Genomic DNA, 23038 nt, shown 5'->3' with positions numbered 1-23038 from the left:
TACTCGGAAAGTCGTGATATCGAAGTGACAAGGAGAGCTAACCATGGTGGATAAAACGGTTGAGTTATCACAAGAGGTAGAGGATTCGACAGCTTTTTCATTGCCTTATTTCGAATTTTTAGTGTGTGTACGGCGTTATGAGGATGCGGGGCGATTACTGATATTAATGCTGGAGCAACTGGACACTCAATATGGTCGCTGGGATGTTTTTTCGCTTAAGCAGCAATCGATACAACAACAGGAACATTATTGTAATCGGCTCGCGGCAGCTATTGGCAACTTATTCTCTGATCCTGGATTTGTGTTATCTGAAAAAGGATTCTTACAACTTATTAATTTCCATCGTTGGATTGCATTAATTTTCGCAGCGTCCCCATTTGGTCATGCCGATCACGTCATTACTAATCTTAATCAGGTCGGTGAGGGATGTGCTCATCCTCTTCGCTTTGAGCAAAATAATTTTCTTAAATTCTGTGTCATGTATTTACCTGAATCGGGTATTCCTCTACAGCCCGATATATTATGGCAATTTAATCCCAATGCAGCGGCAGCCTTATTTCTGGCTTTATTGTCCCCGCGAATTTTACCCAGCGTCGTGGGGCACGCAAAGCGTGAGCTTTTATTGAGATGGTTACCGGAACGATTATTGACACTCGATAGCCTTGAACATCTACCAGAACGTATCTTGCATGATGTTTATATGCATTGCAGTTATGCTGATATTGCTGAAAAACATGCCATCAAACGCAGTATTAATTCGCACTTACGCAATACACTATTACACAATGGCCTGGCTGATAATCACTTATCACCGCCATCACGGGATAAGCCCTTGATGTTGGTTATTCTTGAATGGTTTAACAGCGGGCATTCTATCTACCGCACTCATTCCAGTACCTTACGGGCGGCGCGCGAGCAGTTTTCTACTCATGGTGTCACCATTATTGATGCAACCGACGCAATAACCCAGGCTGTGTTTGATGACTTTACTGAGGTTAATCGAGCGGGGGCGGTCGAGGCCATTGTGGCATTAACGCAACAGTTGCTTCCCGATGTTATCTATTTCCCCAGTGTTGGGATGTTCCCGCTCACCATTGCACTAACTAATCTGCGCCTGGCCCCTTTGCAAGTAATGGCCTTGGGGCACCCTGCGACCACTCATTCTGATTATATTGATGCAGTTTTAGTGGAGGAGGATTATCTAGGTGATATTGCGTGTTTCTCAGAAAAAGTTGTCTCATTACCTAAAGATTGCCTGCCCTACGTGCCGCCCGCCAATATTAGTCAGCCGGAACCTATATTACATTTTGCTGAGCGGCCAGCTGTACATATTGCCGTTTGTGCTTCTGCTATGAAAATTAACCCTCGCTTTTTAGCCACTTGTGCTGAAATTGCTCTGCAAACATCAACACCGGTGGTATTTCATTTTCTGGTGGGGTTCTGTTGGGGAATTACCCATCGGGTGATGGAAAAAGCCGTTAATGATATTCTTCCTCAAGCCCGAGTTTATGAGCATTTGGGGTATCTGGATTACTTACAGGTTATTAATCAGTGTGACCTCTTTATCAATCCATTTCCCTTTGGTAATACCAATGGGATTGTTGATACCGTGCGCCAGGGGTTACCCGGTGTGTGCCTAAGTGGAACCGAAGTTCATGAGCATATCGATGAGGGGTTATTTCGTCGTTTGGGCTTAGATGAAGAGTTAATTGCGCATGATTTGGCCGAATATATTGCGGTAACAGTCCGGCTGATTTCGGATAAAGAGTGGCGTCAAAGTTTACGCCAACGCTTGTTACAGATTCAGCCTGATAATGTGTTATTTGCCGGAAAGCCTGAGCAGTTTGGACTGATTGTTCGTGACTTGCTGGCAGATAAAAAAGCCTCCGGTAAAGGAGGCTTTGGATAGAGAGTTAGACACTCACATCAATGAGATTATACCGTTATGCCGCTTCAATTTGCCGTGGTTTCGCTGGCTGTTTTGCCACTGGTTTGGTCGCCAGTGCATCCGCTTCGAATTCATCGACATTAATAGAGCGCAGGCGGCTATGCTCTGCTTTGGTCAGTATTGCGGCTTCCTCGGCATCGATTTTCCCTTCAGCCAGCGCGCGTTTAGCGAGCTTATCGAGTCGGGTAAATGGCAAGCTCTTGCCCGCTTCTTTACTCAGGCGCTTATGAATCGGCTCTGCTGCAATCACATCCTGCAATGCCGCTTCCAGTAAACCAACCGGGTTAAATTCGCTCGGTGTCAGATATTGACCACGACCAATACGGCTGCGGGTGGCTGACGGTATTTGCAACAGTTGCGCCAACTGGTGGTCCAGGCGGTCTGATGGGGCCTGATGAGCGCGTCCAAATGGGAAGACAACAAACCGCATTAACCCGGCAATAAAGCCATTCGGGAAGTTACGCAGTAAATCATCCAGCGCTTGTTCTGCCTGATTCAGCGCGTCTTGTACCCCCCAATGTACCAGTGGCAGATCTTCTTTTTGACGGCCCTCATCTTCAAAGCGTTTCAACGTGGCTGAGGCCAGATACATTTGGCTCAGAATATCCCCCAAACGGGCAGAAATTCGTTCACGACGTTTCAGACTACCCCCTAGCACACCCATCGAGACATCAGACAACAAGGCCAGGTTGGCGCTCAAGCGGTTCAGATGCTGGTAATATCGACGAGTGCTGTCTTTGGTCGGCGTGGCACTGGTGCGGCCATTGGTCAGCCCCAGCCAGAAACTGCGGACTTTGTTGCTACCGACATGGCCCAAGTGGCCAAATAGCGCTTTATCAAAAGCGGCAACATCATTCGATTGCGCCGCCGCCATTTCATCCAGTACAAACGGATGGCAGCGGATCGCACCCTGACCGAAGATAATCATACTGCGGGTCAGGATATTCGCGCCTTCCACGGTGATACCAATGGGGGCACCTTGATAACCACGGGCGACAAAGTTGGCCGGGCCAAGGCAGATACCTTTACCCCCGGCGATATCCATCGCATCCATGACCGCGCGTTGACCACGATGTGTACAGTGATACTTAACAATGGCAGATAACACCGCCGGCTTCTCACCCAGCATAATGCCGCTGGTAATCAGGGTGGCTGCGGCATCCATCACATAGGCGTTACCGGCAATGCGTGCCAACGGCTCTTCAATCCCTTCCATTTTACCGATTGAGATTTTGAACTGGCGGCGAATATAAGCATAAGCGCCGATACCCATCGCCACGCTTTTCAAGCTACCAGTGGCATTGGAGGGCAAGGTAATACCACGCCCTACAGACAGGCATTCCACCAGCATCCGCCAGCCCTGACCGGCCATTTTTGGCCCGCCAATAATGTAATCGATCGGTACAAAGATATCGTTACCGCGGGTTGGGCCATTTTGGAACGGTACGTTCAGCGGGAAGTGACGATGGCCGATCTCCACCCCCGGGGTGTTGGTTGGGATAAGCGCACAGGTAATCCCTAAATCAACCGTCTCGCCCAGCAGATGTTCAGGGTCAGACAGTTTGAATGCCAGTCCAAGCACTGTGGCGATGGGGGCGAGGGTAATATAGCGCTTGTTCCAGGTCAGGCGCATGCCCAGCACCTGTTTGCCTTGCCATTCACCCATACAGACTGTGCCGGTATCCGGAATGGCACCGGCATCTGAACCGGCTTCCGGACTGGTTAGGGCGAAACAAGGAATCTCGTCACCGCGCGCTAAGCCCGGCAAATAATGATTTTTTTGCTCTTCAGTTCCGTAGTGCTGCAGTAATTCTCCGGGGCCGAGGGAGTTGGGTACGCCGACGGTGATAGCCAATATGCCAGACACACCGGAGAGTTTCTGCAGTACCCGCGCCTGAGCATAGGCTGAGAACTCAAGGCCGCCGTACTCTTTCTTAATGATCATCGCGAAGAAGCGATTCTCTTTCAGATAGGCCCACAGCTCTGGCGGCAGGTCAGCCAGCTCATGGGTAATTTGGAAATCATTAGCCATACGACAGGCTTCTTCAACCGGCCCATCAATAAATGCTTGTTCTTCTGCAGTTAATTGCGGTTTTGGATAGTTGTGCAATTTTTTCCAGTCTGGTTGGCCCTGGAATAAATCGCCTTCCCACCAGGTGGTTCCCGCATCAATTGCTTCTTTTTCAGTACGCGACATGGCCGGCATAACTTTACGGAACATGCGCAGTGCTGGTGCTGAAAACAGGGATTGGCGCAGTGGTGTGAGTGTCAGAGGCAGCAGAACAATCACCAGTGGCAGTAATGCCCAGTATGACCATAACTGTGCCGCACCCATCGCTGCGGTATAAACCACAAGAATCAAACTACTGAGGTACAGGTTCACCCGGTGATAGAACAGCACACCAATAAGAACCAGCAAGGCAACAATGCTTAGAACCATCATAATGAAGCTCCTGAGATGTAGGAGGTCTGACCTGTTGAGTGATACATTTGTTGTAGTTCATCTCATTATTTTTATCAATACCATTACATGTTATTTACAACTCATCTCACAAATTGGCAGCACTAAGCGCTAAAACTGTTTTGGCCAATTCAAAACCGTACTGGCTAATTCATCACAGTGCTTCTCGCAGTTTATGCTATCCGGTACACTGATGGAGGAAGAATAATGATGCCATAGGACTATAAAGAGGCTCCCATGTACCACGATTTAATCCGCAGTGAACTGAATGAAGCAGCAGACACACTGGCAAACTTTTTGAAAGATGATGACAACATCAATGCTATTCAGCGCGCAGCTGTATTACTGGCTGATTCTTTTAAAGCGGGTGGAAAAGTATTGTCATGCGGTAATGGCGGTTCCCATTGTGATGCGATGCATTTCGCAGAAGAATTGACTGGCCGCTACCGCGAAAACCGCCCAGGTTATCCGGCAATTGCTATTTCAGATGTCAGCCATATCTCTTGTGTCAGTAATGATTTTGGTTATGACTATGTTTTCTCACGCTATGTTGAAGCTGTCGGTCGTGAAGGGGATGTATTGTTAGGTATTTCCACTTCAGGCAATTCAGGTAATATTATTAAAGCCATTGAAGCCGCGCGTGCCAAAGGCATGAAAGTCATCACTCTGACAGGTAAAGATGGTGGCAAAATGGCGGGTTCTGCGGATATCGAAATTCGGGTTCCTCATTTCGGCTATGCAGATCGTATTCAGGAAATTCATATTAAAGTGATTCACATCTTGATTCAGTTGATTGAAAAAGAGATGGTTAAAGATTGATGTGCTGGGGTGATCAACGATAGTCGTTATCTCGTTGGTCACCTTAAGATTGAGTGAAGGGTTCGGCTATTGCAGCCATATTTAGGTGCTCGGAGGAATATATGTGCGAACTGCTCGGGATGAGCGCAAATGTTCCGACGGATATTTGCTTTAGCTTTACTGGCCTGGTGCAACGAGGCGGGGGAACCGGCCCACATAAAGATGGTTGGGGAATTACCTTTTATGAAGGTAATGGCTGCCGCACGTTTAAAGATCCTCAACCTAGCTTTAATTCACCTATTGCCCGATTGGTACAAGATTATCCGATTAAATCCTGTGCGGTGGTTTCTCATATCCGTCAGGCAAATCGCGGTGAAGTCGCATTAGAAAATACCCATCCTTTTACCCGAGAAATGTGGGGCCGAAACTGGACTTATGCTCATAACGGTCAGCTTAAAGGCTATCGGCAATTGGATACCGGAACGTTCCGGCCTATAGGTCAAACAGACAGTGAATATGCTTTCTGCTGGCTATTGAATCAACTGGCAAAACGCTACCCGCGCACACCGAGTAATTGGCCCGCCGTATTTCGTTATATTGGTACTCTATGTGAGCAATTGCGCGCCAAAGGGGTGTTTAATATGCTGCTATCGGATGGGCGTTTTGTGATGGCGTTCTGTTCGACCAATTTATATTGGATAACGCGCCGTGCACCTTTCGGTAAAGCGACTTTGCTGGATCAAGATGTTGAAATCGATTTTCAACGCCAGACCACACCTAAAGATGTGGTCACGGTAATTGCCACTCAGCCTCTAACCGGTAATGAAACCTGGCACAAAATTGCACCAGGTGAGTTTGCATTATTCTGTTTTGGTGAGCGTATTTGATTTTGTCAGCGCATCTGATTTTGTCATCGCATACTGCGATGTTGGTGTACTGGAGGTTGGCGGGCGGCTAAGCACATACTGCCCGTTGATGACAGAAACTGATGGCGGCATCCGGTTCTTGGCAAAATACTCGTAGCCCGGCTGCAATTGACGCCAGAAGTTATAATCCGAAGAGTTACGGTGGCGCTGCATATTTTGTTCAGTCATGCGGAACGGATAGATACTGATGTCCACTTTTTCCTGACCAAAAATAAATGCCGTTTGCACGTAGTTAAATATCTCGTCCATATAGGCATCAGTCATTGCATAACAGCCGATTGATTTGCAAGCGCCGTGGATCATCAGATATTTCCCTGAATAACCTTGCGACTTATCATAATCATTTGGGAAGCCAATATTGATAGCCCGATAAAACTTACTGTCGGGTTTTAAATGGCGCATATCAATAGTGTAAAAACCTTCCGGGCTTTTGAAATCCCCTTCTCGGCGTTTGGGGCCAAGCCCGCCCGAGAATTCACAGATACGATAGCTTTGTACCAAACGATACTCACCTTGTAACCTGGCATATAATTCCAGAGTACGTTCTTCTTTGAAGATTTGAATATAGACCGATGACCCTAGTAATTGCTGTTTTAGCTCTTTGGATACCGCCACAGGCTCACTGGCTGAGCTGGTGAAGGAGACCGCAGGCAAACAAATTATCATCGCAAACATTATCGTCACGAATGACGGTGCGATTTTGCCCATTCTTATTCCTACTTATATTTATAGATGCCACTGACTTTTCTGATTTATAGGCGCAGATTATCAGTCAGAAATTTTTTAGCAATATATGTTTTGTATAAAATAAATACAAAGTCGTTAAAGATGAATTGACGATACGATTTTACCGAATATATACAAAATTTAGCAGTAAATTATTTGTGTTTGCTTGACTCAAATCACGGCATTTGTCAGACAGTGCTGGGTGGAAATGCTAACATTGCCCACGGCTCTAGACTTGCTCAATTAATGACTACTTTCGTTATTATGGCTTCGATACATTCAATATCGATATTTGCAATAATTTCTGAGACTCATTCAGTTAGTATTTATGTTTGTCTAATTGACTCGGTATTAAAGCGCCGTTTAACTGAACCATGAAAGCAACTTCTCTTTGTGTCGCTGTACTCGGAGCCAGGTACGGCATTTGATATAACTAATAAAGTAGTTCAACTCTATGATTAAAATAAAGAAAGGACTAGACCTCCCCATCGCTGGAGCACCTGCGCAGGTAATAGAAGAGGGGCCAGCCATTCATCAAGTGGCTTTGCTCGGTGAAGAGTATGTGGGCATGCGCCCATCAATGTTGGTTCAAGAAGGTGATTGGGTTAAGAAAGGCCAGGCGCTATTTGAAGACAAAAAAAATCCCGGCGTGATGTTCACCGCTCCTGCTAGTGGCAAAGTCAGCGCCATCAATCGTGGCGAGCGGCGGGTTCTGCAGTCGGTGGTGATTGAAATTGACGGAGATGAGCAAATTCCGTTTGAGTCTTATGATGAAACCTCGCTCAAGCAACTGAGTTATGAGCAAGTGCAACGTCATTTATTGGCATCCGGTTTATGGACTGCATTGCGAACCCGCCCTTTCAGTAAAACCCCCGTGCCAGGTAGCCGCCCGCGAGCTATTTTTGTCAGCGCCATGGATACCCAACCGCTGGCTGCCGACCCGAAAGTGATTATTGCTACCGAGCCTGATGCCTTCAATCAAGGTTTAACGGTATTGTCCCGTCTAACCGAGGGGAAAGTACATGTTTGCCATGCACCGGGGCAGGTGGCCGCCAGCCATCCGAATGCGCAGGTCACTTACAATGAGTTCTCTGGCCCGCATCCTGCTGGTTTGGTAGGAACTCATATCCATTTCCTTGAACCGGTCAGCCTGAACAAGACGGTATGGCATGTGGGCTATCAGGATGTCATTGCCATCGGCAAATTATTGACTCGTGGTGAGCTGTGGACAGATCGTATCGTTGCACTGGCTGGGCCGCAGGTGGAACAGCCAGTTTTGCTGCGAACTCGCCTTGGGGCCAGTTTATCTGAACTGACTGCCGGTCGACTGAAAGAGGGGGATAACCGCATTATCTCCGGTTCCGTGCTCAGTGGCACAGCTTTCTCTGCTACTCATGGTTATCTGGGGCGCTTCCATCAACAAGTGTCCGTCATCCGCGAAGGGCGAGAAAAAGAGCTATTCGGTTGGGTGATGCCTGGGCGTGATAAATATTCGATTACTCGCACCACATTGGGCCATTTCTTCAAGCACAAGTTGTTTGCTTTCTCCACTGATATGCAGGGTGGGGAGCGCGCGATGGTGCCGATTGGTAATTATGAGCGCGTTATGCCACTGGATATTTTGGCCACTCATTTGCTGCGTGATCTGTTATCTGGCGATACTGACAGCGCCGCTGCGCTCGGATGCCTGGAATTGGATGAAGAAGATTTGGCTCTGTGTACATTTGTCTGCCCCGGTAAGTATGAATATGGGCCGGTATTACGCGACATACTGACCAAGATTGAGCAGGAAGGATAACCGATGGGCCTGAAAAGTTTTCTTGAGAAAATAGAGCACCACTTTGAAGCTGGTGGAAAGTTTGAGAAGTATTACCCGCTGTATGAAGCTGCGGCCACCATTTTTTATACTCAAGGTAAAGTGACACAGGGTGCCTCTCACGTCCGCGATGCTATTGATCTAAAACGGATGATGATTCTGGTGTGGCTGGCGGTATTTCCGGCGATGTTCTGGGGAATGTATAACGTTGGCGGACAGGCGATCCCGGCGTTAAACCAACTCTACAGCGGCGCGGAACTACAACAGATCATTGCCAGTGACTGGCATTACCGACTGGCTCAACTACTGGGTGCATCATTAGCACCAGATGCCGGTTGGGTGAGTAAAATGGTGCTAGGCGCTGTTTATTTTCTGCCGATTTATGCCGTTGTATTTATTGTGGGTGGTTTTTGGGAAGTGGTATTTTCCATTATCCGTAAACATGAAATCAATGAAGGCTTCTTTGTTACCTCGATTCTGTTTTCGCTGATAGTCCCCCCGACCTTACCATTATGGCAGGCGGCGCTGGGGATCTCTTTTGGGGTAGTGATCGGTAAAGAGATCTTCGGCGGTACTGGGCGCAACTTCCTTAACCCGGCACTGGCGGGGCGTGCTTTCTTGTTCTTTGCTTATCCGGCACAAATATCGGGTGATCTGGTTTGGACTGCGGCAGATGGTTTCTCGGGGGCAACACCTTTATCACAATGGAGTGTTAACGGTAGCCACAGTTTGGTCAATACCGTCTCGGGCCAACCTATCACTTGGATGGATGCCTTCCTTGGTAATATTCCTGGTTCGATTGGCGAAGTATCCACGCTGATGATCCTTATCGGTGGGGCCATTATCCTCTTTGGTCGCGTGGCGTCCTGGCGGATCGTTGCTGGGGTCATGATTGGCATGATGGCAACCGCCTATTTGTTTAACTGGGTCGGCTCTGCAACTAACCCATTATTTGCCATGCCCTGGTATTGGCATCTGGTGCTCGGTGGCTTTGCTTTTGGCATGATCTTTATGGCGACGGATCCGGTATCCGCTTCTTTTACCAATAAAGGTAAGTGGTGGTATGGCGGCTTGATTGGCGCGATGTGTGTATTAATCCGCGTCGCCAATCCCGCTTACCCGGAGGGAATGATGCTGGCGATTTTGTTCGCTAACCTGTTTGCGCCATTGTTCGACTATGTGGTTGTTCAGGCCAATATCAAGCGGAGGAAAGCCCGTGGCGAATGATAAACCAAGAAATAATGACAGCATCGGTAAAACACTGCTGGTGGTCATAGTGCTCTGTCTGGTGTGTTCTGTCATCGTCGCCGGTGCCGCGGTAGGTTTGAAAGCTAAGCAACAAGAACAGCGCTTGCTTGATAAGCAACGCAATATTCTGGCAGTGGCTGGATTACTACAACCGAGAATGCCGGCGGAAGAAGTACAGCGTGAGTTTGTGCAGCGGATTGAACCACGCCTGCTGGATTTGCAGAGCGGTGAGTTTATTCAACAAGATCCAACAACCTTTGATCGCACGCAGGCACTGCGTGATAACCAAATGAGTATTGCGCTGACACCTGCACAGGATATTGCAGGTATTCGCCGCCGGGCTAATGTGGTTGAAATTTATCTGGTGCGCAGTGAAAGCGGGCAGATCGACAAAATTGTGTTACCGATTTACGGTTCTGGTTTGTGGTCAATGATGTATGCCTTTGTTGCTATCGACACTGACGGCAAAACCGTACGTGGTATCACCTATTATGATCAAGGTGAAACCCCCGGGCTGGGTGGTGAAATTGAAAACCCGATTTGGCGTAACCAATGGATTGGCAAGCGGTTATTTGACGATCAAGGGCAACCGGCTATTCGTATTGTTAAGGGGCGAGCACCCGCTAACGATCCTCATGCAATAGATGGTTTGTCCGGTGCGACGCTGACATCCAATGGGGTACAAAATAGTTTTGATTTTTGGCTCGGTGAAAACGGCTTTGGCCCGTTCCTGAAAAAAGTGCGCGAAGGGGCGTTAAAAAATGGCTGATAGCAAAGAGATTAAACGGGTGTTATTGGGGCCGTTATTTGATAACAACCCGATTGCACTACAAATTCTGGGTGTGTGTTCCGCTCTGGCGGTCACCACCAAATTGGAAACGGCTTTAGTGATGACTTTGGCGGTAACCCTGGTTACAGCGTTCTCCAGCTTCTTCATTTCATTGATTCGCCATCATATTCCAAACAGTGTGCGCATTATTGTCCAGATGGTAATTATTGCTTCGTTGGTCATCGTGGTAGATCAAATTTTGCGCGCTTATGCCTATGAGATATCCAAGCAACTATCAGTATTTGTCGGTCTGATCATCACTAACTGTATTGTTATGGGGCGCGCTGAGGCTTATGCGATGAAATCTCCGCCTATCGAAAGTTTTATGGATGGCATCGGTAATGGTTTGGGTTATGGGGTGGTGTTAGTGCTGGTGGGGTTTGTCCGTGAGTTGATTGGTTCGGGTAAATTGTTTGGTGTAACGGTGCTGGAAACTGTTCAGAATGGCGGTTGGTATCAACCTAATGGATTGTTCCTTCTGGCACCTAGCGCATTCTTTATTATTGGTTTGCTGATTTGGGGGTTACGAACCCTGAAACCTGCGCAGATTGAGAAGGAGTAATTGACGATGGAACATTACATCAGTCTGTTTGTCCGCGCAGTGTTTGTTGAGAATATGGCATTAGCGTTCTTTCTGGGGATGTGTACTTTCCTCGCCGTCTCCAAGAAAGTCTCGACTGCCTTTGGCCTTGGTATTGCCGTGACCGTCGTCTTAGGCATATCTGTGCCTGCTAACAATTTGGTTTATAACCTGGTTCTGCGGGATGGTGCATTAGTTGAGGGCGTTGACCTCAGTTTTCTGAATTTTATTACCTTTATTGGTGTTATCGCCGCTATCGTGCAGGTGCTGGAAATGATCCTCGATCGGTATTTCCCCGCACTGTACAACGCACTGGGTATTTTCCTGCCATTGATTACAGTGAATTGCGCCATCTTCGGTGGTGTGTCATTTATGGCGCAGCGTGATTATAACTTCTCTGAATCCATCGTTTATGGGTTTGGTTCCGGTATCGGTTGGATGTTAGCCATTGTCGCGTTAGCGGGCATCCGGGAAAAAATGAAATATGCCAATGTGCCTGCGGGCTTACAGGGGTTAGGGATCACCTTTATCACTACCGGATTGATGGCCTTAGGGTTTATGTCTTTCTCCGGCGTGAACTTATAAAGGCAGGAATAATTCATGGAAATAATTCTAGGCGTAGTGATGTTCACCCTCATTGTCTTGGCATTGACGGTGATGATTTTATTTGCCAAGTCAAAGCTGGTGAATACAGGTGATATTACAATTGATATAAATGAAGATGCAGATAAGAGTTTCACTGCTCCTGCAGGGGATAAGCTGCTCAATATGCTTTCCAGCCATGGCATATTTGTCTCTTCCGCGTGTGGCGGTGGCGGCTCTTGTGGGCAGTGCCGCGTGACGATTAAAGAAGGCGGTGGGGATATTTTGCCCACGGAGCTTTCCCATATTTCAAAGCGGGAAGCCAAAGAAGGTTGTCGGCTGGCATGTCAGGTAAGTGTGAAACAAAATCTGAAAATTGAATTGCCGGAAGAGATCTTTGGGGTGAAAAAGTGGACGTGTGAGGTTATCTCTAATGATAACAAAGCCACATTTATCAAAGAACTAAAGCTGAAAATTCCTGATGGGGAAGTGGTGCCATTCCGTGCGGGGGGCTTTATCCAAATTGAGGCTGAACCCCATACGGTAAAATACGCTGATTTTGATGTGCCAGAGGAATATCGTGGTGACTGGGATAAATTCAATTTATTCCGATTTGAATCAGTGGTGACGGAGCCAACAGTGCGCGCTTACTCCATGGCAAACTACCCCGAAGAGCGTGGCATTATCATGCTAAACGTCCGTATTGCCACGCCACCACCGTCAGTACCAGATGCCCCGCCAGGAATTATGTCTTCCTATATATGGTCGCTGAAACCGGGCGACAAAGTGGTAATTTCCGGGCCGTTTGGCGAGTTTTTTGCCAAAGATACTGATGCAGAAATGATCTTTATTGGCGGCGGCGCGGGTATGGCGCCAATGCGTTCGCATATTTTTGATCAGCTTAAACGGCTGCATTCAAAGCGTAAAATCAGCTTCTGGTATGGTGCGCGTTCACGGCGCGAGATGTTTTATGAAGAAGATTTTGATCAGTTACAGGCTGAGAATGATAATTTCCGTTGGCATGTGGCTTTGTCTGACCCGCAGCCAGAGGATAATTGGACGGGTTATACCGGCTTCATTCATAACGTGTTATTAGAAAACTATCTTAAAAATCATCCTGCACCTGAAGATTGTGAGTTTTATATGTGTGGCCCACCGATGATGAATGCGGCAGTGATCAAGATGCTGAAAGATCTTGGTGTGGAAGATGAAAACATTATGCTCGATGACTTTGGTGGCTGATTTGCCACTACTCGGGTTTTTACAGCAATTGGGGATATTGTGCAAAAACATATAATGCATTGGCTGATGGCCACTGTGGGGGTTTTGCTACTAACAGGCTGTGGCCCTCAGCAAATCAACCTCGAAGGTAAAACTATGGGCACCTCATATTCAATCAAGTATGTGAGTGACTCATCAACTCCCAGTCCAGAAAAGTTACAACTAGAAATTGATCGCGAGTTGGAACAGGTCAATGACCAGATGTCGACTTATCGGCCAAATTCCGAATTGAGCCGTTTCAACAAAAGCCAGCAAGTAAATACGCCATTTGCTGTTTCAGCGGCCACTGCTAAAGTGGTGCGTGAGGCTATTCGTATTAACCGCCTGACTGATGGGGCGTTGGATGTAACTGTCGGGCCGTTGGTTAATCTATGGGGCTTTGGCCCAGAAGGACGACCAAATGTGGTGCCTACTGATGCTGAGATCACCAAACGCCGGGAATGGACTGGTATTGATAAACTTGCCGTAGAAAATGGTGCTTTAATCAAACGTATTCCTGAACTGTATGTTGATCTTTCTGCCATAGCTAAAGGTTATGGGGTAGATGTGATTGCTGAATATTTAGAATCGCAGAATATCGATAACTATATGGTAGATATTGGCGGTGAAGTGCGAACTCATGGTCATAATGGAGAGGATAAACCTTGGCGTATAGCGATTGAAAAACCCGTTGCGGGTTCTGAGCAAAGTGCGCAGGAGATTATCGAGCCAGGTAGTATGGCAATCGCTACCTCTGGTGATTATCGTAACTATTTTGAGCAGAATGGTGTGCGCTACTCACATACCATTGATCCTGAAACCGGGCGGCCAATTAACCATCGCTTAGTTTCCATTACTGTTTTAGACCCAAGCTGTATGACTGCTGACGGACTTTCGACTGGATTGGGTGTTCTTGGGCCGGAGCGAGGAATGGCATTGGCTAATTTATTGGGTATTCCAGTATTTATGATAGTAAAAACTGATGATGGTTTTGAGGAGCGTTCTTCAGAGTCGTTCAAACCTTATCTGCAAAAACGGCTGTGACAGGAGAGGGATATGTTAACTGTTTTTATCGCGTCCTTTGTCTTTTTCCTCTTGGTCATTGCCGGGATGTCGCTGGGTTATATCGTAAAACGTAAAACCTTACAGGGCAGTTGCGGAGGTATCGGGGCTTTGGGAATGGAAAAAGTGTGTGATTGCCCCGAGCCTTGTGATTCGCGCAAGAAACGGTTAGCCAAAGAGGCCGCTCGTCAGAAAGCTCTGGATCAGTATCGTATTTTATAACTGGGATCTGAATCGCCTTACTGTATGTAAAAACCCTCATTCAATGAATACTTGAACGAGGGTTTTTATTTCTTATGTATCCTAAGCCATTCGCGTTGTAGGAAGTCAATGCACATGCAGCTTAAAATTAATTATTTATTCTCGTGGACTATCTTTTGAAATTGGCTTGGAGAGTCGACCATGACACCATTGGCGCCTAACTCTTTCGCTTTCTTATAATCTTCAGGAGTATTAATTCCGAAGAAAATAATATGTACATTTTTATTTTTTCGGAAACAATCAACGGCTTCTTTATCCCAACTTAATACAGCATTAGAACGCCCTTCACCCAATGTATATTTTTCCACAACCTCAACATTGCGGTGTAATTCCAGACCATACCAACGCTCTTTATTATCTGTTGGTAATTCACACTTATGATCCATCGTTATATTGGCTAACTGTGTTCGAGTAAAATCACGGCTTTCAAAACGCTGAATTTTATGAACATCATCAGTTTTTCCATTAACCGCATCCAATGCTTTCAGATAACTATCATTGGTTGAGTAAACTCGGGTTCTGTCTAGTCTATTTTTTTCGCCTTTGGTGGTTGCGTTCAGCGTTTTTTGTAGTGCTTCGGCAAAGGCCACGGGGTTTGCATCTGGTGATTTAATGTCGAGGTAAAATGTTGTTGTTGGGAATGCTTTCAATACTTCATCCAGCGTAGGAACGCCAGTGTGTGAGGCTGATTTAGGTTGAATATTATGTTTTTCATTATACTTAACACTGGCATCAACGCTGGAGAGTTGCTTAGCGGTATAGCCAGAAACCTTCCCTGATTCATTGGTTAATTCCTCGAGGAGAACGGGGCGATATAATACCGGAATATTATCCTTTGATAACTGTAGTGTTATCCAAATTGCATCAGCGCCATTAGCCAATGCTTTTTTAATGGCGGGGATTGTATTTTCAGGCGCATCTGCCGTTCCACCACGATGAGCAATAATTTGTGGTGTCTGGAAGGATGTCGATGAAGTCGCTGAATTCGCGTTTGTTACAAAAGTTGCAGAGAGTAATATAGTAGCCATTATATAATTTCGCATAATATTTAATTTCCATCCATTAACTAGTGACGGTTTTTTACAGGTTGACGTTAATCATACAATCAATATTTTTAGACTTTATAGAATTTAATGATTTTTTATTAAAAATAAATGACAAAAAAGATAAAAATATCAACAACAGAATTCAATTCTGTTTTTGATAAATTTAGTTGCCATATTGATTAGGATAATTATGAGTATAAGCAATGTTGAATTAGCGTCTTATGTTATTGAAAGACGTATCTGGAGTTTATCTTTCTTTAAAGCAAAAATGGCCCATTCACCTGAACCAGAAAATTCTGTAGTAATCTTAAAAAACATTAGTGAAGCATGCGAAGGTTGTATTAATGTTACCTGTAATTTTATTGGGTGGTCGCGCCCTAAGTATCAGGTCTTAAGAAGGAATGCAGTGTGTCGAAATTGCGAGTTGGTGTGATTTTTGGCGGTAAATCGGCTGAACATGAAGTGTCATTACAGTCAGCAAAAAATATCGTAGATGCGATTGATAAAGAAAAATTTGATGTGACGCTGTTAGGTATTGATAAACAAGGGAAATGGCATGTTAACGATGCATCCAGTTACTTATTAAATGCAGAAAACCCAGCATTGATTTCTCTGAATCATTCAAACCGAAATGTGGCTTTGATTCCCGGTCAGGATCATCAGCAACTTATCACCGCGGATAATGCCTCTGCATTAGCTCAATTAGATGTCATTTTCCCTATTGTTCACGGAACATTAGGAGAGGATGGCTCCTTACAGGGCCTGCTGCGCATGGCCAATATTCCTTTTGTCGGCTCAGGTGTTGTGGGTTCCGCAGTTAGCATGGATAAAGACATCACCAAGCGGTTACTCCGTGATGCCGGGCTGAATATCGCGCCATTTATTACCCTGACACGGGCGAATAAAAATAACTACCGTTTTGAGCAAGTTACGGAAAAACTCGGTTTACCTTTATTTATAAAACCCGCAAATCAAGGTTCATCGGTTGGTGTGAGTAAAGTGCGTAATGCCACCGAATATCAGCAAGCGGTGGAGTTAGCTTTTGATTTTGACCATAAAGTGTTGGTGGAATCGGCTATTGTTGGGCGCGAAATCGAATGTGCGGTCATGGGCAATGATAATCCGCAAGCCAGTTTGTGTGGTGAAGTTGTCATCAGCGACGAGTTTTATTCCTATGATACAAAATATATTAATGAAACCGGTGCTCAGGTCATTATTCCTGCACCAATAGACAGTGCCATCAGTGACAATATTCGTGCAGTCGCTTTAGCGGCATTTCGTGCACTTGAATGCTGCGGTATGGCTCGGGTCGATGTCTTTTTAACCCATGATAACACCATCATTATCAATGAAATAAATACCTTACCTGGATTTACCAATATCAGTATGTATCCTAAATTGTGGCGCGCCACCGGCGTTGGCTCGACGGAATTGATAACAACTCTGATCGAATTAGCTTTAGAGCGCCATCAGCAAGATAAATCACTGAAAAGTTCTATTGTTAAGTAACATGCCCCATCGTGATTTCAATTTAAAAGAGCTGCCATGCGCAGCTTTTTTAATCACTATTTAATTGATAATCTGAGGTGTTGCCCGCGCTACTGTCTATACCTATCACCTCAATAAAGGAAGCTGAAGATGGCCCCATTAGCAATCTGTTACGACGATATTATTCAGGCACATCAGCGAATTACGGGTTTTTCACTTAAAACACCAGTACTGACTTCCTCCACAGCCAATGAGCAGACCGGTGCGCAGCTATTTTTTAAATGCGAAAATTTCCAGCATATGGGGGCATTTAAATTCCGTGGAGCTTATAACGCGTTAGTAAAATTATCGCCGCAACAGCAAGCAAAAGGTGTTATTGCTTTCTCGTCAGGAAATCATGCACAAGCTATTGCTTTGTCAGCTCGTAAATTAGGGATTCGCGCTGTTATCGTTATGCCTAAGGATTCTCCTGCGGTCAAAATTGCGGCGACTCGTGGCTATGGTGGCGAAGTGGTGCTGTATGACCGCTATCTTGAAGATCGCGAAGCCATTAGCAATAAATTGGCACAAGAGCAGGGGCTAACGTTAATCCCACCTTATGATCATCCGGATGTGATGGCCGGTCAGGGAACCGCGGCGAAAGAGTTATTTGAAGAAGTGGGTGAGTTGGATGTACTGCTGGTGCCACTGGGCGGTGGTGGGCTGTTGTCCGGTTGTGCCACGGTTGCCAAAGCGCTCTACCCGAATTGTCAGGTGATTGGCGTGGAGCCCGCTGCCGGGAATGATGGGCAGCAGAGTTTCCGTAGCGGTAAAATTGTTAAAATTGATACACCTGTAACGATTGCTGATGGCGCACAAACACCGGCGTTGGGCCACTACACTTTCCCTGTCATTCAGGAGCGGGTGGATAATATTCTGACTGCGACTGATGATCAGTTAATTTCAGCGATGAAATTTTTCACCAGCCGCATGAAAATCGTGGTTGAACCCACCGGCTGCTTAGGTGCGGCAGTTGCGTTCGGTGATCAGTTAGATCTCCGGGGCAAACGTGTCGGGGTAATTATTTCGGGTGGTAATGTTGATTTAGAGCGTCTGGCTCACTTTATAAGTCAGCCTTAATAAGACCCGAATAATTGCATAGCGGAATTTACGCGATCAGGATCTAGGATAATCTTGAATTCCCCCTATTTAACTGTATTCTTATACAGTGGTTTGGTTGGGGGAATAAACATGCGAAAAATTATTCATGTCGATATGGATTGCTTCTTCGCGGCAGTCGAAATGCGTGACGATCCCAGTTTGCGTGATATTCCTATTGCGATAGGCGGTAGTCGTGACCGGCGCGGTGTTATTAGCACCGCCAATTATCCTGCCCGCCGTTATGGGGTTCGCAGTGCAATGCCGACCGCCATGGCACTGAAACTTTGCCCACAATTGAAAGTGATCCCCGGTCGAATGGCAGCGTATAAAGAAGCCTCGCAGCATATTCGGGAGATTTTTGCGCGCTATACCTCATTAATTGAGCCACTTTCGCTGGATGAAGCCTATCTGGATGTCTCTGATTGTCTGGCATGCAGTGGTTCCGCCACATTAATAGCACAAGAAATCCGCCAGGCCATTGCGATGGAGCTTAATTTAACGGCTTCTGCTGGCATTGCCCCTATCAAGTTTTTAGCCAAGATCGCGTCTGATTTAAATAAACCCAATGGTCAGTATGTGATAACCCCGGATCAGGTATTACCCTTCTTGCATGACTTGCCGCTGAGTAAAATCCCTGGGGTGGGCAAAGTGACGGCAAAACGTTTACAAGAGCTGGGGCTGATAACCTGTAGTGATGTACAAAACTATTCACAGGCAGAATTATTAAAGCGTTTTGGCAAGTTTGGTCATGTGTTGTGGGAGCGAAGCCACGGTATTGATGAACGTGAAGTTTCTCCTGATCGCTTGCGTAAGTCGGTAGGCGTCGAACGAACACTGGCTGAGGATATTCATGATTGGGAGAGCTGTGAGTCATTAATTGATACGCTTTATCTTGAACTGGAAACCCGTTTACGCAAAGTCAGGCCAGATCTGCATATTGCCCGGCAAGGGGTGAAACTCAAATTTCATGATTTTCAGCAAACGACACAAGAACATGTTTGGCCACAGCTGAATAAAGCCGATTTATTGCAAGTGGCACGGACAGCATGGAATGAGCGGCGCGCGGGGCGAGGGGTTCGGCTGGTCGGGTTGCACGTCACGTTGCTTGACCCACAACTTGAGCGGCAATTATTGCTGAGTTGGGAATAGCGCTGAAAATAGTATGAAAAAGGCGAACCATTAGGCCCGCCATTATTGGACTAAAAGTTATTAAAAGCAGCTTATGCGCGCTCAGGAATCGCTTTTAGCAGCGCCGTCAGTAATTGCCAATATTGACCCACGCTTTCGATATGAACTTGTTCATCCGGTGAATGTGGCCCAGTCATGGTTGGTCCAATCGACACCATATCCATATCCGGATAAGGTTTCTTGAACAAACCACATTCCAGACCCGCATGAATCACCATGATATTAGGTGTTTTGTTAAACAGCTTTTGGTAGGTTTCCCGCACCAGCGCCATCACCGGTGAGCTTGGATCTGGCTGCCAGCCAGGGTAGCCGCCTTTTGGTGAAGTTTCAGCGCCAGCCAACTGACCAATAGCCGTCAGCATGCCGACGACGTAATCTTTACCGCTGTCGATCAGGGAACGAATCAGGCAAATGATTTCTGCTTCGTTTTCATTCATGGTCACTACACCCACATTCAGTGAGGTCTCAACCACGCCTTTCACCGCATCACTCATACGAATGACACCGTTTGGTGTGGCATTCAATAAAGCGATCAGGCGCTGCTGCGTCTCTTTGGTCAGCGCTTTTGCATCAGTAGATGTTGGCTCAAGTAGTACAGTCAGATTTTTTTCAACTGCGGCCAGCTCATTTTTCAAGGTGGCCAGATACTCTTGGCTCAGGCTTTTCAGCTGATCGACTTTGTCTGCGGCAATTGCCAGAGTCACAGAACCTTCACGTGGGATGGCATTACGCAGGGTGCCGCCATTCAAATCCAGTACCCGCAGGTCTAACTCTTTGGCATGATCGAACAGGAAACGAGCCAGCAGCTTATTGGCATTACCTAGTCCTAAATGGATATCAGCCCCTGAGTGACCGCCCTTCAAGCCCTTAATCGTCAGTTTTAGCGTCTGATAACCGGCGGGGATGGCTTCGCGCTTTAGGGCTAAAGTAGTAATAAAATCAATACCACCGGCGCAACCCATATAGATTTCGCCTTCTTGCTCGGAGTCGGTATTAATTAAGATATCGGCTTGTAACCAGTTAGGTTGCAGACCAAATGCGCCATCCATACCGGCTTCTTCGGTCATGGTCAGCAGCACTTCCAACGGGCCATGCTCGACGCTATTGTCAGACAGCACCGCCAGCGCGGAGGCCATACCAATGCCATTATCTGCACCTAATGTGGTGCCACGGGCTTTAACCCATTCACCGTCGATATAAGGCTGAATAGGATCTTTGGTAAAGTCATGTACCGTATCATTATTCTTCTGCGGAACCATATCCAGATGGGCTTGCAGGGCAACGGGCTTACGGTTCTCCATCCCTTTGGTAGCAGGCTTGCGCAGCAGGATATTACCGACCTTATCACGCTCGGCATGCAGACCTTTTTCTTTGGCCCAGGTCATAATATGTTGTGCCAGCGCTTCTTCATGGTAAGACGGATGAGGGATAGAGCAGATTTTTGCGAAAATATCCCACAACGGCTGAGGCGAAAGTTGAGACAGTTCAGACACTGTAAGTCTCCTGTAACAGCATTCTCATATCGGCAATCTCGTAGTCGAGATGTCAGAGATGCTATTGGGTTGATGACTAAAGATTTTAAGGGTGGTGACAAACCGCCATCAAGATGGCGAGATAGTTTGAGAATATCACTTTCATTGGTATTACGCGCGTATCGCCGCACAATAACTGAAACTGATCTGATTAATTAGCCGGATAATTGCTGGTTTTTATCCGGCTGGCTCTCTATAATCTCGCGCAACCTTTTTTCCCCTTCTGAACCATGGCAAGCCACTCCTCTACTGGCTGGGATTACACTTTATGAGCGAAAAATACGTTGTTACCTGGGATATGTTGCAAATTCACGCCCGCAAATTGGCAAGTCGTTTATTGCCTGCTGAACAATGGAAAGGCATCATCGCGGTTAGCCGTGGTGGCTTAGTACCGGCGGGTATTCTGGCGCGTGAGCTGGGTATTCGTTATGTAGACACCGTTTGCATCGCCAGCTATAACCATGATAACCAAGGTGAGCTTAAAGTCCTGAAACGTGCTGAAGGCGATGGTGAAGGCTTTATCGTGATTGATGACCTGGTTGATACTGGCGGCACAGCAAAGGCTATCCGCGAAATGTATCCGAAAGCACATTTTGTTACCATTTTTGCCAAACCTGCTGGTCGTCCATTGGTTGATGATTATGAGGTTGATATTGAACAAGGCACCTGGATTGAACAACCTTGGGATATGGCGGTAACCTTCGTTGCCCCATTAAGCGGTAAGTAATTTAGTTCGCTTTCAATGCCCGGTGCCGACCGGGCGTTTCATTTTCCCCGCAGTATGAGTACACTGACCCCATCTGACCAGCCCTAACGGGCTTGAATCACGGCTTATGGAGGCTATTGTTATCATGGCACAAGCCAACCTTTCTGAAATTCTGTTCAAACCAAAATTTAAGCATCCTGAAACCTCAACGTTAGTGCGGCACGCCCACTGCAATCAGGCAACGAATGTTCATTCGGCGCTGGATGGTGACACTACCAGCCATTGGTATCGCATGATCAACCGCCTAATCTGGACCTGGCGTGGTGTCGATCCGCTTGAAATCGAAGAGGTATTGTCACGCATTGCTTGCTCTAAAGCGGAACACAGCGATAACGAACTGCTCGATACCGTTGTAGGTTATCGCAATGGCAACTGGATTTATGAATGGGCCCATCAGGGGATGCAGTGGCAACAAAAAGCCATGGAAGAAGCTGACCCAATGAATGCCGGCCAGTATTGGTTGAATGCTGCTAACTTATACAGCATTGCTGGTTATCCGCATCTGAAAGGGGATGAGTTGGCCGAGCAAGTGGAGGTGCTGTCTAATCGCGCATATGAAGAAGCGGCTAAACATTTACCTTACACCTTGAAAGAACTCAGTTTTGATATTTCTGATGGCGGTACGCTTACCGGGTTCCTGCATATGCCGACTATCGGCAGTGCGCCATTTCCAACTGTACTGATGTGCGGTGGTCTGGATACTTTGCAGAGTGATTATCATCGCCTGTTCCGCGACTATCTGGCTCCCAAAGGGATCGCGATGCTGACCATCGATCTGCCATCCGTTGGGGCTTCATCAAAGTGGAAACTCACTCAGGACACCAGCTTCCTGCATCAACAAGTGTTGCAGGCATTGCCCAATATTCCGTGGGTTGATCACCAACGTGTCAGTGTTTTTGGTTTTCGTTTCGGTGCCAATGTGGCGGTACGCTTGGGATATCTGGAGCCGCAACGTGTGCGCGCTGTGGCATGCCTGGGGCCAATTGTGCATCATCTTTTATGTAATGCGGATAGCCAGCGCAAAATGCCTGATATGTATATGGATGTGATGGCCAGCCGCTTGGGCATGGCGGATGCTGCAGACGAAATACTTAGAGCAGAAATGAATCGCTACTCTTTGAAAACACAAGGTTTATTAGGCCGTCGCTGCCAAACCCCGATGTTAGCCGGTTTCTGGGAAAACGACCCTTTTAGCCCAAAAGAGGAAGCCAAACTTATTTGTTCCTCTTCTGCCGATGGCAAATTATTACCCATATCATCAACACCCCTGTATGACAATTTCCATCGCGCATTATTGCAAACCAGTCAGTGGTTAGAAGATAAAATGCGTTAATGAGTTGCTAATTTTTAACAGTTTGCTAAAAAGGTGAGTCCACATAAG

At 46.6% G+C, this 23038-nt stretch carries 20 protein-coding genes; 16 read left to right on the top strand and 4 right to left on the bottom strand.

Translation table 11 applies throughout. The annotated features are described in order from the left end of the window. Nucleotides 1-43: 43 nt before the first annotated feature. Nucleotides 44-1909, top strand: a complete 1866-nt coding sequence (locus FTB31_RS15620) for a glycosyltransferase (protein WP_227724113.1) — start codon at nt 44-46, stop codon at nt 1907-1909. A 34-nt stretch (nt 1910-1943) separates the two neighbouring features. Here FTB31_RS15620 and fadE read toward each other — a convergent pair whose 3' ends face one another. Beyond that, entirely contained in the window at nt 1944-4391 is a 2448-nt protein-coding gene (fadE, locus tag FTB31_RS15615) for an acyl-CoA dehydrogenase FadE (RefSeq protein WP_227731532.1), read from the bottom strand. A 255-nt stretch (nt 4392-4646) separates the two neighbouring features. Between fadE and lpcA the strand changes: the two genes are divergently transcribed. Together lpcA and FTB31_RS15605 are read left to right on the top strand one after the other, a co-directional pair. After that, on the top strand, nt 4647-5228 hold the full coding sequence (lpcA, locus tag FTB31_RS15610) for a D-sedoheptulose 7-phosphate isomerase (protein ID WP_050077279.1): 582 nt from the start codon (nt 4647-4649) through the stop codon (nt 5226-5228). A gap of 101 nt (nt 5229-5329) precedes the next feature. Further along, nucleotides 5330-6094: a class II glutamine amidotransferase gene (locus tag FTB31_RS15605; protein ID WP_032910639.1), complete on the top strand. Its 765-nt coding sequence runs from the start codon at nt 5330-5332 to the stop codon at nt 6092-6094. On the opposite strand, the gene dpaA is transcribed toward FTB31_RS15605, so the two are convergent. Further along, complete coding sequence (gene dpaA / locus FTB31_RS15600; protein ID WP_050077280.1) at nt 6068-6841, bottom strand: peptidoglycan meso-diaminopimelic acid protein amidase; 774 nt, start codon at nt 6839-6841, stop codon at nt 6068-6070. The genes FTB31_RS15605 and dpaA overlap by 27 nt on opposite strands. A 472-nt stretch (nt 6842-7313) precedes the next feature. Here dpaA and FTB31_RS15595 point away from each other — a divergent pair, with 472 nt between their 5' ends. The 8 genes from FTB31_RS15595 to nqrM are packed head-to-tail and all read left to right on the top strand — an operon-like array spanning nt 7314 to nt 14458. Continuing rightward, nucleotides 7314-8657 (top strand): Na(+)-translocating NADH-quinone reductase subunit A, encoded by a 1344-nt coding sequence (locus tag FTB31_RS15595; protein WP_077174569.1) that lies wholly within the window; start codon nt 7314-7316, stop codon nt 8655-8657. A gap of 3 nt (nt 8658-8660) precedes the next feature. Beyond that, nucleotides 8661-9902 (top strand): NADH:ubiquinone reductase (Na(+)-transporting) subunit B, encoded by a 1242-nt coding sequence (locus tag FTB31_RS15590; protein ID WP_050077282.1) that lies wholly within the window; start codon nt 8661-8663, stop codon nt 9900-9902. Beyond that, nucleotides 9892-10692 (top strand): Na(+)-translocating NADH-quinone reductase subunit C, encoded by an 801-nt coding sequence (locus FTB31_RS15585; protein ID WP_227720431.1) that lies wholly within the window; start codon nt 9892-9894, stop codon nt 10690-10692. The genes FTB31_RS15590 and FTB31_RS15585 overlap by 11 nt, the downstream gene beginning before the upstream one ends. Next, nucleotides 10685-11314 carry an NADH:ubiquinone reductase (Na(+)-transporting) subunit D gene (locus tag FTB31_RS15580; protein WP_050077284.1) on the top strand — a complete coding sequence of 210 codons (630 nt, stop codon included), beginning with the start codon at nt 10685-10687 and terminating at the stop codon, nt 11312-11314. Before FTB31_RS15585 ends, FTB31_RS15580 begins: the two co-directional genes overlap by 8 nt. 6 nt (nt 11315-11320) lie before the next feature. Continuing rightward, nucleotides 11321-11917: an NADH:ubiquinone reductase (Na(+)-transporting) subunit E gene (gene nqrE, locus FTB31_RS15575; protein WP_050077285.1), complete on the top strand. Its 597-nt coding sequence runs from the start codon at nt 11321-11323 to the stop codon at nt 11915-11917. 15 nt (nt 11918-11932) lie between these two features. Beyond that, nucleotides 11933-13156, top strand: coding sequence for an NADH:ubiquinone reductase (Na(+)-transporting) subunit F (gene nqrF / locus FTB31_RS15570; RefSeq protein WP_050077286.1), 1224 nt, complete (start codon nt 11933-11935; stop codon nt 13154-13156). A 54-nt stretch (nt 13157-13210) separates the two neighbouring features. Then, nucleotides 13211-14218 carry an FAD:protein FMN transferase gene (locus FTB31_RS15565; protein ID WP_407083943.1) on the top strand — a complete coding sequence of 336 codons (1008 nt, stop codon included), beginning with the start codon at nt 13211-13213 and terminating at the stop codon, nt 14216-14218. Between the two features lie 12 nt (nt 14219-14230). Continuing rightward, the gene (gene nqrM, locus FTB31_RS15560; protein WP_050077287.1) at nt 14231-14458 is read left to right on the top strand and encodes a (Na+)-NQR maturation NqrM; all 228 of its coding nucleotides are present in this window, start codon (nt 14231-14233) and stop codon (nt 14456-14458) included. A gap of 131 nt (nt 14459-14589) precedes the next feature. Here nqrM and FTB31_RS15555 read toward each other — a convergent pair whose 3' ends face one another. Further along, nucleotides 14590-15540 (bottom strand): glycerophosphodiester phosphodiesterase family protein, encoded by a 951-nt coding sequence (locus tag FTB31_RS15555; protein WP_050077288.1) that lies wholly within the window; start codon nt 15538-15540, stop codon nt 14590-14592. Nucleotides 15541-15951: 411 nt separating this feature from the next. Between FTB31_RS15555 and ddlA the strand changes: the two genes are divergently transcribed. The 3 genes from ddlA (at nt 15952) to dinB (ending at nt 19320) form a co-directional block, all read left to right on the top strand. Next, nucleotides 15952-17052 (top strand): D-alanine--D-alanine ligase, encoded by a 1101-nt coding sequence (gene ddlA / locus FTB31_RS15550; RefSeq protein WP_077174567.1) that lies wholly within the window; start codon nt 15952-15954, stop codon nt 17050-17052. 129 nt (nt 17053-17181) lie between these two features. Further along, nucleotides 17182-18150, top strand: a complete 969-nt coding sequence (locus FTB31_RS15545) for a threo-3-hydroxy-L-aspartate ammonia-lyase (protein WP_050077290.1) — start codon at nt 17182-17184, stop codon at nt 18148-18150. A 111-nt stretch (nt 18151-18261) separates the two neighbouring features. Next, nucleotides 18262-19320: a DNA polymerase IV gene (dinB, locus tag FTB31_RS15540; RefSeq protein ID WP_227731531.1), complete on the top strand. Its 1059-nt coding sequence runs from the start codon at nt 18262-18264 to the stop codon at nt 19318-19320. Nucleotides 19321-19391: 71 nt separating this feature from the next. On the opposite strand, the gene pepD is transcribed toward dinB, so the two are convergent. Beyond that, nucleotides 19392-20852, bottom strand: coding sequence for a beta-Ala-His dipeptidase (gene pepD, locus FTB31_RS15535; RefSeq protein ID WP_227720433.1), 1461 nt, complete (start codon nt 20850-20852; stop codon nt 19392-19394). 307 nt (nt 20853-21159) lie between these two features. Here pepD and gpt point away from each other — a divergent pair, with 307 nt between their 5' ends. Next, nucleotides 21160-21618, top strand: coding sequence for a xanthine phosphoribosyltransferase (gene gpt / locus FTB31_RS15530; protein ID WP_050077293.1), 459 nt, complete (start codon nt 21160-21162; stop codon nt 21616-21618). A 124-nt stretch (nt 21619-21742) separates the two neighbouring features. Then, complete coding sequence (gene frsA, locus FTB31_RS15525) at nt 21743-22990, top strand: esterase FrsA (protein WP_077174562.1); 1248 nt, start codon at nt 21743-21745, stop codon at nt 22988-22990. Nucleotides 22991-23038: the final 48 nt, after the last annotated feature.

Origin of the sequence: Yersinia proxima (assembly GCF_902170785.1) — a bacterium.
Classification (GTDB): Bacteria; Pseudomonadota; Gammaproteobacteria; order Enterobacterales; family Enterobacteriaceae; genus Yersinia; species Yersinia proxima.
Note: the sequence above shows the minus strand (reverse complement) of the source record. Positions and strands in the feature narration are given on the sequence as shown.